The sequence below is a fragment of the Pseudomonas sp. genome, assembly GCF_035497915.1.
In the GTDB taxonomy this organism is placed as follows: Bacteria; Pseudomonadota; Gammaproteobacteria; order Pseudomonadales; family Pseudomonadaceae; genus Serpens.
This window is the reverse complement of sequence record NZ_DATJCS010000011.1, coordinates 89,215-105,320: the sequence shown is the minus strand read 5'-3', so window position 1 is coordinate 105,320 and position 16,106 is coordinate 89,215. Positions and strand designations below refer to the sequence as shown.

Here is a 16,106-nt window from a genome sequence, read left to right as displayed (position 1 = left end):
GTCACCCTCTCCCCCGCCCCTCTCCCATCAAGGGAGAGGGGTGAGCGCCGGCGCCTGTCGGTGCCTGGAACGCCCGTGCTAGGCTCGCTCCTCCCCGCTGGAGGACATTCATGGCCGCTGCAACCTTTCGCGACACGCTTTCCGCCGCCCGCCCCTACACTCGCCGCGAACCGGCCGAGCTGGACCTCGCCTACCTGATCGACCAGCTGGAAAGCGACCGCGGCCGCATCGTGCACAGCGCGGCGGTACGCCGCCTGCAGCAGAAGACCCAGGTGTTCCCGCTGGAACGCAACGCCGCCGTGCGCAGCCGCCTGACCCATTCGCTGGAGGTGCAGCAGGCCGGGCGCTACATCGTGCGCACCCTGTACAAGCAGCTCGGCGCGCGCGCCGCCGAGCACGGCCTGGAGGGGCTGGACGGCGTGCTGGAAACCCTGGTGGAGATGGCCTGCCTGATCCACGACATCGGCAACCCGCCGTTCGGGCATTTCGGCGAATTCGCCATCGGCGAGTGGTTCGAGAAGCACCTGGACACGCTGTTCCGCGACGCCCTGCCCCGCGTCGCGGCGGATGACGAGGCGGCCGCGCGCCTGCTGCGCGACCTGAAGACCTTCGAGGGCAACGCCCAGGCGATCCGCCTGGTGTTCCGCCTGCTGCGCCTGAACCTGACCTACGCGCAGACCGCCGCCGTGCTCAAGTACGTGCGCTGCGCGGACAGCCCGCGCCCGGACAAGGGCACGCCGGGCGCCTACCTGAACAAGAAGCCCGGCTTCTACCTGTCCGAACAGGCGTTCATCTACGACCTGTGGGCCACCCTGGGCATGGCGCCGGGCAGTCGCCACCCGGCGGTCTACATCATGGAAGCGGCCGACGACATCGCCTACTGCCTGGCGGACATCGAGGACTCGGTGGAAAAGGGCTTCTTCGACCTGCGGCAACTGGCCGACGCGCTGCTCGCCAAGTACCGCGAGCACGCCGACGCCGATCAGCCGCTGGACGGCGGGCAGTCCTTCCGCCAGCGCCTGGACTACGCGCTCAAGCGCGCCAGCCAGGAGTCGGTGAACAAGACCGGCGAGTTCTTCATCTGGCTGCGGGTGAACATGGTGCATCCACTGATCCAGCACGCGGCGGCGCAGTTCATCGAGCAGATCGACGCGGTGCGCGCCGGCACCCTGGACCGCGCCCTGCTGGAGGACGGCAGCCCGGAATCGGCCATCGTGCAGACCTTCAAGGCCGTGGCCGCCGAACGGGTCTTCTGCCACCGCGAGGTGGAAACCCTGCACCTGCAGGGCTATCGCATCCTGCAGGGGCTGCTGGACTTCTACGCGCCACTGCTGCGCGCCAGGGCCGAGGATTTCCGTGAGCTCGCCGCCGGCCGGCCGCGCGGCTCGCCGCATCTGCAGATGCTCACCCGCCGACTGCCCAGCCAGCTGCTGCGCGCCTACCTGGCGGCGGTGGAGGAAAGCGCGAGCGAGCCGCTGTGGGAGTTCTACCACCGCTGCCGGCTGCTGCAGGATTTCGTCAGCGGCATGACCGACCAGCTGGCGCAGGACGAGTACCACACCCTGGCGGCGTTGTAGGGACGCCTCGGACCCTGTAGGAGCGGCTTCAGCCGCGATGCTTCTGTGCCGCCACCATCGCGGCTGAAGCCGCTCCTACAAAGCCGGCCCTACAGAAGAGCGCGAGCCGTGTAGGGCCGGGTTTATCCCGGCCAACGGCCGACGCCAACCGGCCCCATGAGGGAATACCTCAACCCCGCCGGCCGGCGTAAAGCCGGCCCCACAGAAAAGCAGGCCGGCCCGCCGGCCCTACGCCTTGAACTGGTCCATCAGCGCCTGTTGCTGGTTGGCCAGGCCGTTGAGCGACTGGCTGATGCGCGCCGAGTCCTCGGCCTGGCCGGTCAGGGTTTCGGTGACACCGCGCACGCCGGCGACGTTGCGGCTGATCTCCTCGGCCACCGCGCTCTGTTCCTCGGCGGCGCTGGCGATCTGCAGGGTCATGTCGTGGATCACGCCGACCGCCTCGCCGATACGCCCGAGCGCCGTGACCGCCTCGGCCACCTGGCCGACGTTGTCCTGGGCCTGCTCGAAGCTGTCCTTCATCGATACGGACAGACCGCGGGTATCAGTCTGCAGGGTCTCGATCACCGACTGGATCTCGCCCACCGATTCCTGGGTGCGCTGGGCCAGGCCGCGCACCTCGTCGGCCACCACCGCGAAGCCGCGCCCCGCCTCGCCGGCGCGGGCCGCCTCGATGGCCGCATTGAGCGCCAGCAGGTTGGTCTGTTCGGCGATGCCGCGAATCACCTCCAGCACGCTGCCAATCTGCTCGCTGTTATGGCTCAGGCCGGTCATGTGCTGCATGGCGCCCTGCAGATCACGCATCAGCGATTCGAAATCGCGGGTGGTGCGGGCGATCACCTCGCGGCCCAGGCTCGCCGCCTGCTCGGCGCCGCGCGTGGCCTCGGCGGCCCTGGCGGCGTTGCTCGCCACGTCCTGGGCGGTGGCGCTCATTTCCTGGGCGGCGGTGGCCAGCATGTCCACTTCGCGGAACTGCCGCTGCATGCCCTCGTTGGTCTGCGAAGCCAGCGCCAGCGACTGGTCGGCGGTGGCGCGGGTCTCCCGCGCCGCCTGTTTCACCTCGGCGATGATCGGCTGCAGCTTGTCGAGGAAACGGTTGAACCAACCGACCAGCGTGCCCAGCTCGTCCTGGCGCGCGTAGTCCAGCCGGCGGGTCAGGTCGCCTTCGCCGCTGGCGATGTCCTTGAACATGTCCGCCACGGCGAGGATCGGCCGGGTCACGCTGCGCGCGGCCAGCCAGATCAGCAGCAGGCCGACGCCGGTGGCCAGCAGGCCGAGGGTCAGCGACACCAGGCTGTCGCTCAGCCGGCGCTGGTCCAGCTGGCGCTCAAGGTTGAGCACCGGAGCCTGCATGATGCGCTGCGGAATCTCCAGCAGCACCGACCACGGCGGGCTGTCGGGAATCGGCGCGAAGGGGTGCAGCACTTCCATCATCTCGCCGTTCTGGCGCACCTGTGGCTTGCCCTGGGCGATACGGCGCAGCAGATCGTCCTGGCCCGGATAGGCGGCCACGAAGCGCTCGCCGAGCAAACCGGCGTTGCCGCTGTAACCGGCCAGCAGGCCCGCCGTGCTGACAACGCCCATGTTGCCCTGGCCGCCATACAGCGTCTGGTTGGCGGAGCTGGCGAGGTCCTGCAGGCTGTTCAGGCTGATGTCGACGCCGAACACCCCGACCACCTTGCCGTCGCGCAGCAGCGGGAAGGCGACCGAGGTCATCAGGATGTCCTTGTCGTCCACCACATCCACATAAGGATCGATCACGCACACTCGCTGGCGCTCCACCGGGCAGCGGTACCAGCTGTTGTAGGGCAGGCCGTTCTTGCCCGGCGTGACGTCGTTGATCAGCGCTTCGCCGATGGCCTCGTGCTCCAGCGTCTCGCCGGCACGCGACCAGTAGATGCTGAAACGCCCCGTCTCGTTGGCGCCGAACTCGGCGCGCTCGGCGAACAGGGCGTCCTTCTCGTCCAGCGCATCGGGCTCGAAGACCAGGTAGAGGCCGAACAGGTCGGCGTTGTTCCGCAACGCGCTACCGGCCAGGCGCACGAGGTCTTCGCGCAGATCGAACGCGCTGTCCATGCGCGCGATGGACTGTTCGCGCATCAGCTGCACCTGGCCGAGGATGCCGCTGCCGTACTGGTAGGTGTCCATGAACAGGCGCTGGATACGCAGCGCCTGGGTCTGCCCATAGGCGCTGACGCGCTCGCTGGCCGCCTCCTCCAACATGGCGCTGCCGGCTTCCTTGACCAGCGCGCTGCTGCGCTGGGTCTGCTGCAACGAGGCGCCGATCAGCACGGCGACGATCAGCACCAGGCACAAACCCGCCAGCAGGGTGATTTTCCAGGCGATGGACAGACGTGAAGGGGACATGGTCAACGACTCCATAAACAGGACCACTTTTTTCCTGGCTGAACGCCGCCAGGCCTTCAGGGGTTATCGGCACCCGTGGCTGTCACCTGAGCGATTCGGCAACGTTGACGCCATTTTTTTGTGATCCGTTCGTCATCTCCTTCTGGCAGGCTCAGGCTCCCACCTGCCGGCGCGGCCAGGTCAGGCTGAAACGCGCGCCGCCGAGGCCGCCACGCCCCACCGAGGCGCGCCCGCCATGCCAGTGGATGATGCGCCGCACGATGGACAGTCCCAGGCCGTGCCCGCCCAGTGAGCGGGCGCGGCTGTCGTCCAGGCGCAGGAAGGGGGTGAAGATGCGTTCCCAGGCCTCGCGGGGCACGCCGGGGCCGTCGTCCTCGACATCCACACGGCAGACGTCCCCGGCGATGCTGTAGCTCACCCGCACGCGCCGCTCGGCATGCCGCAGGGCGTTGCTCACCAGGTTCAGCACCGCACGCTGCAGGTAGCGCGGCTCGGCCTCGATCAGCCCGCCATCCTCGGCCGGCTGCCAGATGCCGCGCTCCAGGCGCACCTCGACACGCAGCGGCGCGGCTTCGTCCATCACCCGCTCCAGCAGCGCCGGCAGCTCGACCTCCTGGAAGTCCAGTTGCGGCGAGCCCTGCTCCAGGCGGGCATAGACCAGCATCTCGTCGACCAGACGGTCCAGCTCCTGGATGTCGTGGTCCATGCCCTCCAGGTACTTGCGCCGCTGCGCCGGCTCCTCGCTGTCCTCGACCATCTCCAGGCCGAAGCGCAGGCGCGCCACCGGGGTGCGCAGCTCGTGGGACACGGCGCGCACCATCTCGCGCTGCACGCTGATCAGCCGCTGCACATGCTCGGCCATGGCATTGAAGGCGGCGGCCAGCCGGCCCACCGAGTCGGCCTCGCCTTCCGGCACGCGCGCCTCCAGGCGGCCGGCGGCGATGCGCGTGGCCGCCGACTCCAGGCCGCGCAGGCGGTACTCCAGGCGACGCACCAGGGCGTACAGGGTCAGGCCGATCAGCGTCAGGCCGAGCACGGTGAACAGCGCCAGCAACTGCGGCGGATAGGGATTGAGCGGATACAGCGGGCCGATTTCCAGAATCCACGGCGTATCCACCTGGCCGACCATCACGCGGATCGCTTCGCCGCCACTCACCATGGCCATTACCGTGTCGCCCTCGACCAGGCGCCGGCGCTGATCGACATCCAGCGTCATCTGGTCCATGGCGCGCAGGTGCACCGGGTAGCCGAAGCCCTTGGCCTCCACCAGCTCGGCCAGGCGCTGACGCTGCTCGGGCGCTGGATAGCGGCGCAATTCGTCACTGATCAGGAACAGCGTGGCACGCGCCAGCTGCTCGCTGACCTGCTCCACGGTCGCGGTGAGCACCAGCCGCTCCTTCTCGCTGACCAGGCTGTAGATCAGCGAGGGGTTCAGCTGCTCGACCAGCACCTGGCCGCGCAGCAACCGGCTGCGTGCCCGGGAGTCGAGGCGGATCGCGGAAAGCGCTTCCAGATGCAGCGGCGTACCCAGCAGCCGCCCCCACAGGGCCATGGCCCGGGTGCGCTCCACCGCGTCCATGCCGGCCAGGTTGTCGGCCATCAGCCGGAACGAACCCTGGGCCAGCTGCTCGCGGTAATGGTCGTGGCGCAGCGCATTGACCAGTTCCAGACTGCCGACCGCCAGCAGTCCCACCAGCACCAGGGCAACCAGCATGCCGGCGTAGATACGCAGGAAGATGGAGTTCACGGGGAGCGTTCCTGACGAGAATGGGCGGGAGTCTACCCGGCCCCAAGGTGATCGGCATCGCCCTGCATGGCTGGGAGTGGCCTTGTGGCGCTGGGGCACCCTGTAGGGCCGACTTTATGCCGGCCAGCGGAGTTCAATTCCCGGCTTCGGTGGCGGTCCCACCGCCGGCGGCCGGCATAAAGCCGGCCCTACAGGAGATCGGCGTCCGCCCGCTGCGGCGACTGACTGCTTTTGTAGGAGCGGCTTCAGCCGCGATGCTTCTGGGGCGGCCCCGTCGCGGCTGAAGCCGCTCCTACAGGTTCATTGCCACCGCGCATGGCGGAGAACAACGCTGGCCGCCCTACAGCTCCTCCGCCACCTCGCGCACGAACAGGTAGCCCTTACTGCGGATGGTCTTGATCAGCCGCGGGGTCACCGGGTCGTCGCCGAGCTTGGGGCGGATGCGCGAGATGCGCACGTCGATGGAACGGTCCTGGCCGTCGTATTCGATGCCGCGCAGCTGGGTGAAGATCTCCTCGCGCGACAGCGTGCGCCCGGCGTTCAGCGCCAGCAGCCAGAGCAGGTCGAACTCGGCGCCGGTCAGCTCGACGCGCTCGCCGCCCAGGGTCACTTCGCGACGGGCATGGTCCAACTGCAGCGTGCCGAAGCTCAGGCGCTGCACCGTCTCGGCGGGCGTCTCGCGGCGGCGCAGCAGCGCACGGATGCGCGCCAGCAGCACCACCGGGCGCACCGGCTTGCACACGTAATCGTCGGCGCCCATTTCCAGGCCCTGCACCTGGTCGAGGTCGTCGGTGCGCGCGGTGAGCATGAGGATCGGCGCGTCATAGCCCTGCTCGCGCACCCGCTTGCAGATCGACAGGCCATCCTCGCCCGGCAGCATCAGGTCCAGCACCACCAGCGCGGGGCGCTCGGCGAGGATCTGGTTCACCGCCCGCCGGCCATCGGCCTGCACGCTCACCGCCAGGCCCTGGGATTCCAGGTAGTCGCGGGTCAACTCCGCCAGGCGGGCGTCATCCTCGACGATCAGGATGTGGCAGCGGTCCGGCATGACAACTCTCCTTGGCTCTGCGAATGGCCGGCATTGTATCCAAAGGCAAGGCGGCCCGGGTGCCACCCTGTAGGGCCGGCTTTATGCCGGCCAGCGGAGCCGAGGCATTCGCCACGGTTTCACACCCACCCCACGCCGGCCGGGATAAACCCGGCCCTACAGAAAAGCCGGCTCCGCACCACTACATATAGAGGGAGAAATCCCTCACAAAACGATGAAAAGCGCTGAGCGAGCCGCCACGCCCATTGCAGCGGGGTGTGCAAAGGAAACCCACAGGCTTATCCACAGAAGGCCTCCGTGAGGTGGCTTGTCTTTCCGCTCGACTGCCTTTATCTTGCGCCGCACCAGGCAGAACACACTACATGTTGTGTTTTGGCGGAACCCGAGAGAACGAAAGGAATCGAACCCGTCAAGGGGCTGAAACGGCCCGGCGGGATACTGTGGCGAGCCCGTCTCGCCGCTGCCGACAGCACACCGCGCAGGCGGGCGTTGGAGGCAAGCCACCAGATGTTGTGGTCCCGGGAGCCAGGAAGGCCGTTCACGCCGTATGCCGACCGATCCCCTTATCACGCCACTTTGCCGGTGAATTTTTCCCTGGCACGGCGTTTTTTTTGCCCGGCGAACGGCCACTGCCGTTACGCGGAAGAAGAATTGGAAACGTGGAGCAGCCCATGCAAACCGACAGCACCGCCATCAGCCCGGAACTGAGCGCCACCGCGCCCGGCAGCCTGAAGGTCATCAAGCGTAACGGCACCGTGGTGCCCTACACCGACGACAAGATCAGCGTGGCCATCACCAAGGCCTTCCTGGCCGTGGAAGGTGGCAACGCCGCCGCCTCCAGCCGCATCCACGAGACCGTGGCCAACCTGACCGCGCAGGTGACCGCCACCTTCGCGCGCCGTATGCCGTCGGGCGGCACCATCCATATCGAAGACATCCAGGACCAGGTGGAACTGGCGCTGATGCGCGCCGGCGAGCAGAAGGTCGCCCGCGACTACGTGCTGTACCGCGAAGCCCGTTCCCAGGAGCGCAAGCGCGCCGCCGAAACTCGCCTGAGCGTGGCCCAGCCGCACCCGAGCATCCGCGTCACCCTGGACGACGGCAGCCAGCGCCCGCTGGACCTGGGCCGCCTGCAGACCCTGGTCCGCGAAGCCTGCGAAGGCCTGGCCGAGGTGGACGGCGCGCTGATCGAGCGCGAGACCCTGAAGAACCTCTACGACGGCGTGTCCCTCAAGGACGTCAACACCGCCCTGGTGATGACCGCGCGCACCCTGGTGGAACGCGAACCCAACTACAGCCAGGTGACCGCTCGCCTGCTGCTCGACAGCCTGCGCGGCGAAGCGCTGAGCTTCCTCGGCGTGGCCGACAGCGCCACCCACCACGAGATGGCCGACTTGTACGCCCCCGCGCTGGTCGCCTACGTGGAAAAGGGCGTGGAGTTCGAACTGCTCGACCCGCAGCTGAAGACCTTCGACCTGGCCAAACTGGGCGCCGCGCTGGATCACCAGCGCGACCAGCAGTTCGCCTACCTGGGCCTGCAGACCCTTTACGACCGCTACTTCATCCACAAGAACGGCGTGCGCTTCGAGCTGCCCCAAGTGTTCTTCATGCGCGTGGCCATGGGCCTGGCGGTGGAAGAACCGCAGAAGAACGAACGCGCCATCGAGTTCTACAACCTGCTGTCGTCGTTCGACTACATGGCCTCCACGCCGACCCTGTTCAACGCCGGCACCCTGCGTCCGCAGCTGTCCTCCTGCTACCTGACCACCGTGCCGGACGACCTGGGCGGCATCTACAACGCCATCCGCGATAATGCCCTGCTCTCCAAGTTCGCCGGCGGCCTGGGCAACGACTGGACCCCAGTGCGCGCGCTGGGCGCCTACATCAAGGGCACCAACGGCAAATCCCAGGGCGTCGTGCCCTTCCTCAAGGTGGTCAACGACACCGCCGTGGCCGTCAACCAGGGCGGCAAGCGCAAGGGCGCGGTGTGCGCCTACCTGGAAACCTGGCACCTGGACATCGAGGAATTCCTCGAACTGCGCAAGAACACCGGCGACGACCGCCGCCGCACCCACGACATGAACACCGCCAACTGGGTGCCCGACCTGTTCATGAAGCGCGTGTTCCAGGACGGCCCCTGGACGCTGTTCTCGCCCTCCGACGTGCCCGACCTGCACGACCTGACCGGCAAGGCCTTCGTAGAGCGCTATGAGTACTACGAAGCCATGGCCGGCTACGGCAAGCTCAAGCTGCACAAGGTCGTCCAGGCCAAGGACCTGTGGCGCAAGATGCTCTCGATGCTGTTCGAGACCGGCCATCCGTGGATCACCTTCAAGGACCCGTGCAACCTGCGCAGCCCGCAGCAGCACGTCGGCGTGGTGCACAGCTCCAACCTGTGCACCGAGATCACCCTGAACACCAACGCCGACGAAATCGCCGTGTGCAACCTGGGTTCGGTGAACCTGGTGAACCACATCGTCGATGGCGCGCTCGACCTCGCCAAGCTGGAGCGCACCGTGCGCACCGCCGTGCGCATGCTCGATAACGTCATCGACATCAACTACTACAGCGTGCCGCAGGCGCGTAACGCCAACTTCAAGCACCGCCCGGTGGGCCTGGGCCTGATGGGCTTCCAGGATGCCCTGTATCTGCAGCACATCGCCTACGGTTCCGACGCCGCCGTGCAGTTCGCCGACCGCTCCATGGAAGCGATCAGCTACTACGCCATCCAGGCCTCCTGCGACCTGGCCGACGAGCGCGGCGCCTACCAGACCTTCGAGGGTTCGCTGTGGAGCCAGGGCGTGCTGCCGCTGGATTCCCTGCAGCGCCTGATCGACGCCCGTGGCGAGCAGTACATCCAGGTCGACCGCACCGAGAGCCTGGACTGGGCGCCGCTGCGCGAGCGCGTAAAGGGCGGCATCCGCAACTCGAACATCATGGCCATCGCGCCGACCGCGACCATCTCCAACATCGTTGGCGTGTCGCAGTCCATCGAGCCGACCTACCAGAACCTGTACGTGAAATCGAACCTCTCGGGCGAGTTCACCGTCATCAACCCCTACCTGGTGCGCGACCTCAAGGCCCGCGGCCTGTGGGACCCGGTGATGGTCAACGACCTCAAGTACTACGACGGCTCCGTGCAGCAGATCGAACGCATCCCGGCCGACCTCAAGGCGCTGTACGCCACCGCCTTCGAAGTGGACACCAAGTGGATCGTCGAAGCCGCCAGCCGCCGCCAGAAGTGGATCGACCAAGCCCAGTCGCTGAACCTGTACATCGCCGGCGCCTCGGGCAAGAAACTGGACGTCACTTACCGCATGGCCTGGTACCTGGGTCTGAAGACCACCTACTACCTCCGCGCCCTGGCCGCCACCAGCACCGAGAAGTCGACCATCACCACCGGCAAGCTCAACGCCGTGAGCTCGGTGATCGATGAAAGCCTGCAGCAAGCCGCCCCCGCGCCGGCCCCGGTGCCCAAGGCCTGCTCCATCGACAACCCGGATTGCGAAGCCTGCCAATAAGTGAATCGCGCGCATCTGAACGGCGTCTGCGGCGTTGCCCGCCGGTTCGGCCCCCATCGCGTACAACAGTACGCTCAGGGGCTCCTCACCGACGGGCGCCTTGCATCCACTCGCTCAGCTGCACGCTAGGCAGGAACGAACCCCTCCCCTCTCCCCTCGCGGGAGAGGGGCCGGGGGAGAGGGGGCAACCCCAACAAGATTTCGCTTTTGCGTGCCCACCAAAAGCCACCCTTTACCGACCGGCCCCACCCCGGTCCCCCCATCAGGAGCACACCTCATGCTGAGCTGGGACGAATTCGACCAACCTGAAGAAACCACCCCCGCCGCCAAGTCCGCCGCCGTGCAAACCGACGCCCTCGACCATGCCGTCGGCGGCTCCGTCGAGCAGGCCCGCACCGTCAGCGCCGGCGACTCCGACGCCGTGGCCCGCGCCAAGCGCGCGCTGGACGAGCTGGACATCCAGGAAGGCCTCAACGAACTGGAAGGCGAAAGCGCCCGCGTGCGCGTGGACGAGAAGCGCATGATCAACGCCCGCGCCGACCTCAACCAGCTGGTGCCCTTCAAGTACGAATGGGCCTGGCAGAAGTACCTGGACGGCTGCGCCAACCACTGGATGCCCCAGGAGGTCAACATGACCGCCGACATCGCCCTGTGGAAAAGCGCCGACGGCCTGACCGAGGACGAGCGCCGCATCGTCAAGCGCAACCTGGGCTTCTTCTCCACCGCCGACAGCCTGGTGGCCAACAACCTGGTGCTGGCCGTGTACCGCCTGATCACCAACCCCGAATGCCGCCAGTACATCCTGCGCCAGGCCTTCGAAGAGGCGATCCACACCCACGCCTACCAGTACTGCATCGAATCGCTGGGCATGGACGAAGGCGAGATCTTCAACATGTACCACGAGATTCCCAGCGTCGCGAAGAAGGCCAGCTGGGGCCTCAAGTACACCCGCTCGATCTCCGACCCGACCTTCACCACCGGCACCGTCGAGACCGACAAGCAGTTCCTGCGCAACCTGATCGCCTACTACTGCGTGCTGGAAGGCATCTTCTTCTACTGCGGCTTCACCCAGATTCTCTCCATGGGCCGCCGCAACAAGATGACCGGCACCGCCGAGCAGTTCCAATACATCCTGCGCGACGAATCCATGCACCTGAACTTCGGCATCGACATGATCAACCAGATCAAGATCGAAAACCCGCACCTGTGGGACGCCGACATGAAGGACGAAGCGACCCAGATGATCCTGCAGGGCACCCAGCTGGAAATCGAATACGCCCGCGACACCATGCCGCGCGGCGTGCTGGGCATGAACGCCGCGATGATGGAGGACTACCTGAAGTTCATCGCCAACCGCCGCCTGACGCAGATTGGCCTGCCGGAGCAGTATCCGGGCACCACCAACCCGTTCCCGTGGATGAGCGAGATCATGGATCTCAAGAAGGAGAAGAATTTCTTTGAGACGCGCGTCATCGAGTACCAGACCGGTGGGGCGCTTTCGTGGGATTGATGGCCACCTGACATTGCGATACGGTTCGACCTACGCCCGCCATGGATGTAGAGGAAGAGCTGAATAAAAAGCCCCGCGTAGTTCGGGGTTTTTTATGGAGGACAAATGTCTGAGACTACCAACAAAACAACTAGAGATTTGCAGAACAAATTAAAGACCATTTATGAAACAAGAAAAATAACTCAGAGCTTCGAATATATTTATTATCTGCACCGCTCAACTGCGCATATCTGGCAAGAGCTGCTGAAAAAAGCCAGATCCCTGCACATACTTTTATTTAATCTAAATTCACCCTCTTTTTACCCGAAACCCTCGGCCGGCGCGGTAATTTCAATATAGGAAGTCAAGATGAAAGATTGGAAAAGCCATCCTATTGCAATCGCAGCCATTGCAACTGCATCTACCGCCGCATTTTTCATTACCGTCGCCTCCCCCATCATTGAAAAGCAAAATATAAACAAAATTAAAAACCTAGAACAGCATCTAGCAACTCACAGGGAGAACCTAACAAAAAAGGAAGAAAGCCATAGATCCCAAATTCTTAATCTTGAAAACGAGCTAGCCGAAAAGGCAGAAGCCATACGCAAGCAAGACTCTGAAATCAGCTCATTAAAAAGCGATGTAGAGAAATACAAGAACGAAGACAGATTCTCTAAAGACACACCAATCCCAAAAGGACTGAGGAACCTCAGCCTGTTTTCGGAGTACAAAAAAATTTCAACGGAGTACCCTGAAGAAAAATTCAATGAAAACACCTATTACACACCAATAAAAATAAAAGACGCACTATTTAGCAAAGCAGTTTATTACCCCGCCGACTGCAAAGACAAAAAAATAATTACAGAAATAAGATTCTTGTACAGGGACAAATTCAACGATTACCAAGACGCAATAGAGACTAACAAGAAAAAAACAGAATACATCATTCTAGACATGCCCAGCACTGAAGAAGTAAAACAAAGCAAAATAGAGCGCAAGAATGCCCTACTGAAAACATTTACCGAAATATACGGCCCTCCAATAGAATCAGAAAACCAAGAAGAAATTATCTTCATCATAAATGACAGCATAGCAGCGATGATAAACGATATGGGGCTTCATATACTCTCTCGCTTTACCGACGAAGAGCTTAATAAAATCTGCAACGGACAGCTAATATGCCCCGTACCAAATACAAATGATGCAACTAGCCTAGGCACCCATTCCAAGGGCTGATAAAAAGCAAACGGGAACAAAAGAAAAAGGGGACAGATTTATTTCATCATCCCCACGAATCAAAAGGAAGGATCATGAAGAATTTAGTCATCACGATTGTGGATTTCTTTGCATGGATAGCGATCATCGCTTGCACGATTGCCGGGCTTTCCATGATGGCCGGCCCTATGGAATATTTCGGCGCTCTGTTCGGGTTCTTCATTGGTTGTACTATTGCGGGAGGCTGGTTTGTCCTCTCCTCAATACATGACAATATCGAAGCCATCCGAAAGCTGGCGGAAAGTAAAAATAGCCAATGATAATTCCCACGCTCCGCGTGGGAACGCAGTCCTTGACGCTCCAGAATAGAAAAGGGGACAGAATAGAAAAGTGGACAGATTTATTTTAACCACCCAAAACCTCAAACAATTCTAGAGAAACGGGGACAGATTTATTTTTCATCCCCACTAGGCAGACTCCACGCCGCTTGCCATTGCCGGCCCAAGGGCCGGCATAATCCTGCCCCCCTCGAAAGCCACATCATGCAACTGCCCTCGCCTCCCCAAAGCTCCGAACTCGACACGCTGTTACGGACCTATAACCAGAGCATGGGCAAACTGTTCCATGTGCTGGGGTTGTTGGTCTTCGCCGCTGGCATGCTGGTTTATGAACTGGTGCGAGAGCCGCCCGAGCTGCTGGAGTTCTATGGCCTCTACGAAGGCATGGTGGATTACACCCACCAAGGGCTGAACGGCAAAACCTACTCAGTGAATAAGGGGACAGATTTATTTAAATCCACCCCTATTACCCGCATCTCAAACTTCACACGCAAACAGCGCATTCCCTAAGGCCAGATAGCCTGGACCTCCACGGTGGAAAATCGCCTCGCGAGTTTTCCACCCTGAAAAAAAGGGGACAGATTTATTTTTCCTGCTTTGCTGCTCGGCATATTGAGAGAAAATAAATCTGTCCTTGCTCCTCCTGCGTGCGCTTCATCAATACGGCAATGACATCAACACCCCGAATAATAGACCTGTCATTCCAACAGCCGATTCACGCGCTCGCAGTCAAATGCCGCCGGATCGAAGGCTTCCCCATACCATTCCAGCATCGCGTCATGTTCGGGATGCTCCGGGTCGGCCATTGCTTGTAAAAAATCCTCATAACCCGGCCCACCACCGACGTCCTCCGGCGGGCAAGCATTGGCTCCATCGATGCAGTACGGCACCCGAGGGCACGCAACGGCGGGAAGCTTCTTTTCTATCTTGATGTGGTGGCGCCAATCGTCGCCAAAGTCGTAGATATAGTCGAACGTCTTCTTGCCATTCAACGCCTTGATCACTGTCTTGCGGGCTTCCGACTTGACTTCCGGCCCCCAGCCTTCGGGATCGGGCGTGCCATATCGCTCGCCGGCAATTTCAAACTCATGCATATGGAAATCGTCCCAGCCCATCACGACCTGAATGACATGGTGCAACCTGCCCAATGTAATGTTTTCGGGTACCGCGAAACGACGCCAGATCGTTGGCGTGATTCCCTTCAGTTTGATGTGTAGCAACAACAGATCAGGTGCGGGTTTGGATGTACTGGCGGTTCTAGCCATGGCCGGCCTCGTGATATTCAGGTGTGTTCATGCATGGCGGGTTACCCGCACTACGACTGCGCGGGTTTTACAGGTTCAGCAGCGGCGCCGGAATATCCAGGGCCTTTGCGATTCGCTCGCGCGTCGCCTTGCGGGGGCGTTCGGCGGTTTCCTGCTGCGCGTAGGCGGACTGCGAGATGCCGAGGCGCTCGGCCACCTCGGCCTGGGTCAACCCCAGATGCCGGCGCCAGGCGGCGATGGCGGTCATGCCGTCCTTGACCATGTAGCCGACGACCTCGTTGGGTACCAGATCCTCGACAGGGTGGCTGGCGATGTAGTCGGCGTAAGGCACCACGACGAAGGCGGGACGGCCGTCCGCTCCATGGATGATCTGCACGTTAGTAGGTGTGTTCATCGCGCTTCCTGACCTCTTCGATGCTGACGATTTTCACGCCGCCGTCCCAGTCAAACAGGATGCGGTAGTTGCCTACCCGGAGCCTGTAGCCGTACTGGTGATGGGCGAGCGCCTTGACGTTCTGGACGTTGGGCATGTGAGCGAGGGCTTAGTGCGGGCATGGCCCCGCCTCCCAAACAGCGCGCATCCCCGAAGCAAGGCGCCTGGACCTCCACGGTGGAAAATCGCTTCGCGAGTTTTCCACCCTACGCCGAGTGATGTTCAGGACAGTGTGAAAGGCCGCGGCCTTGTCTACCGGATGCGCTGGCCGGCAGCGCTTCTTTTCAGATTTTTACGCAGGCGAACAGCGCGTTCCCGGAGCGTTGGTCCCACGGCACGATCTTCTCGTAGTCATGCTCCAGCACATGCACCTCGAAGTACGGCTGCAGCAGCGCCTGCAGTTCGGCGAAGTTCACCGCGACCATCGGGTGTTCGTCGTGCCAGACCTGGGTTTCTTCCGCGACCGTCCGGGCGATGCGCAGCTTCAGTGACTGCCGCTCGCCCGCGCCACCGTAGTGCCAGCCGGAGCTGAAGTGGAACTGGCCGTCCGCGTGCTCGGCGCTGTGCGCGACGAACAGTGCGTTGTCGATGCGGTCCTTGTCGACGGCGTTGAAGCAGAACACCCCGCCCTCCTCCAGCGCGGCGTGGGCACTGGCGATGCAGGCCTGGAGCCGCTCGATGCCGCCGCTGTAGTGGATGGAATAGAGGAAGCAGGTGATCAGGTCGACCGGCTCGCTCACCGTGAAGCCGCACATGTCCTGCAGGGAGAACTGCGCTTGCGGGCAGCGCTCGGTCGCGCGGTCCAGCATGGGCTGGTTGATGTCGAGGCCGCTGCTGCGGTAGCCGGCATCGAGGAAGTGCCGCACGTGCGGGCCGGTGCCGCAGGCCAGGTCCAGATGCCGGTTGCCCGCGTTGCCGAACAACTGCTGTAGCCGGTGCACGCCGTGGCTCTGCGCTTGGTAGTCGATATCGGCGCACATGAGGTCGTAGTAACCGGACAGGTCGGTGTAGAGGGCGTTGCCGGGCATGGTGGGGCTGCTCACCAAAAATGGCCGGGCATCATACCGGCCTGAGCCCTCGTGCGCCTCAAGCGGGGCGTGCCGAAC

The 16,106-nt window shown here is 63.2% G+C and carries 12 protein-coding genes and 2 pseudogenes; 6 read left to right on the top strand and 8 right to left on the bottom strand.

Going from position 1 to position 16,106, the window contains the following annotated elements:
* The first annotated feature begins 110 nt into the window (after window positions 1-110).
* A complete protein-coding gene (dgt, locus tag VL129_RS03720) occupies window positions 111-1,577 on the top strand; it encodes a dGTPase (protein WP_325410202.1) in 1,467 nt (488 codons plus the stop codon).
* A 228-nt stretch (window positions 1,578-1,805) separates the two neighbouring features.
* Here the strand turns inward: dgt and VL129_RS17265 are convergent, their stop codons facing one another.
* The 4 genes and pseudogenes from VL129_RS17265 to VL129_RS03705 form a co-directional block, all read right to left on the bottom strand.
* Window positions 1,806-2,534, bottom strand: coding sequence for a methyl-accepting chemotaxis protein (locus tag VL129_RS17265; protein WP_475491197.1), 729 nt, complete (start codon window positions 2,532-2,534; stop codon window positions 1,806-1,808).
* Between the two features lie 129 nt (window positions 2,535-2,663).
* Window positions 2,664-3,653 (bottom strand): annotated as a pseudogene (locus VL129_RS17260) (methyl-accepting chemotaxis protein); the annotation flags it as partial.
* Between the two features lie 442 nt (window positions 3,654-4,095).
* On the bottom strand, window positions 4,096-5,691 hold the full coding sequence (locus tag VL129_RS03710; RefSeq protein WP_325410198.1) for an ATP-binding protein: 1,596 nt from the start codon (window positions 5,689-5,691) through the stop codon (window positions 4,096-4,098).
* A gap of 340 nt (window positions 5,692-6,031) precedes the next feature.
* Window positions 6,032-6,739 (bottom strand): response regulator, encoded by a 708-nt coding sequence (locus VL129_RS03705; RefSeq protein ID WP_325410196.1) that lies wholly within the window; start codon window positions 6,737-6,739, stop codon window positions 6,032-6,034.
* Window positions 6,740-7,410: 671 nt separating this feature from the next.
* On the opposite strand from VL129_RS03705, the gene VL129_RS03700 reads away from it, so the two are divergent.
* The 5 genes from VL129_RS03700 (at window position 7,411) to VL129_RS03680 (ending at window position 13,812) form a co-directional block, all read left to right on the top strand.
* Window positions 7,411-10,260 carry a ribonucleoside-diphosphate reductase subunit alpha gene (locus VL129_RS03700; RefSeq protein ID WP_325410194.1) on the top strand — a complete coding sequence of 950 codons (2,850 nt, stop codon included), beginning with the start codon at window positions 7,411-7,413 and terminating at the stop codon, window positions 10,258-10,260.
* Window positions 10,261-10,537: 277 nt separating this feature from the next.
* The gene (locus tag VL129_RS03695; RefSeq protein WP_325410193.1) at window positions 10,538-11,770 is read left to right on the top strand and encodes a ribonucleotide-diphosphate reductase subunit beta; all 1,233 of its coding nucleotides are present in this window, start codon (window positions 10,538-10,540) and stop codon (window positions 11,768-11,770) included.
* Window positions 11,771-12,118: 348 nt separating this feature from the next.
* Window positions 12,119-12,985 (top strand): hypothetical protein, encoded by an 867-nt coding sequence (locus VL129_RS03690; RefSeq protein ID WP_325410191.1) that lies wholly within the window; start codon window positions 12,119-12,121, stop codon window positions 12,983-12,985.
* A gap of 74 nt (window positions 12,986-13,059) precedes the next feature.
* Window positions 13,060-13,284 (top strand): hypothetical protein, encoded by a 225-nt coding sequence (locus VL129_RS03685; RefSeq protein ID WP_325410189.1) that lies wholly within the window; start codon window positions 13,060-13,062, stop codon window positions 13,282-13,284.
* Between the two features lie 222 nt (window positions 13,285-13,506).
* Window positions 13,507-13,812 (top strand): hypothetical protein, encoded by a 306-nt coding sequence (locus tag VL129_RS03680; RefSeq protein WP_325410187.1) that lies wholly within the window; start codon window positions 13,507-13,509, stop codon window positions 13,810-13,812.
* A 188-nt stretch (window positions 13,813-14,000) separates the two neighbouring features.
* On the opposite strand, the gene VL129_RS03675 is transcribed toward VL129_RS03680, so the two are convergent.
* From VL129_RS03675 to VL129_RS03660, 4 genes and pseudogenes are all read right to left on the bottom strand, one after another.
* Window positions 14,001-14,567, bottom strand: a complete 567-nt coding sequence (locus tag VL129_RS03675) for a plasmid pRiA4b ORF-3 family protein (protein ID WP_325410185.1) — start codon at window positions 14,565-14,567, stop codon at window positions 14,001-14,003.
* Window positions 14,568-14,634: 67 nt separating this feature from the next.
* Window positions 14,635-14,961, bottom strand: a complete 327-nt coding sequence (locus VL129_RS03670; RefSeq protein ID WP_325410183.1) for a helix-turn-helix domain-containing protein — start codon at window positions 14,959-14,961, stop codon at window positions 14,635-14,637.
* Window positions 14,945-15,109 (bottom strand): annotated as a pseudogene (locus tag VL129_RS03665) (type II toxin-antitoxin system RelE family toxin); the annotation flags it as partial. The gene VL129_RS03670 and the pseudogene VL129_RS03665, both read right to left, overlap by 17 nt.
* Before the next feature lie 175 nt (window positions 15,110-15,284).
* A complete protein-coding gene (locus VL129_RS03660; protein ID WP_325410181.1) occupies window positions 15,285-16,028 on the bottom strand; it encodes a class I SAM-dependent DNA methyltransferase in 744 nt (247 codons plus the stop codon).
* Window positions 16,029-16,106 lie beyond the last annotated feature (78 nt).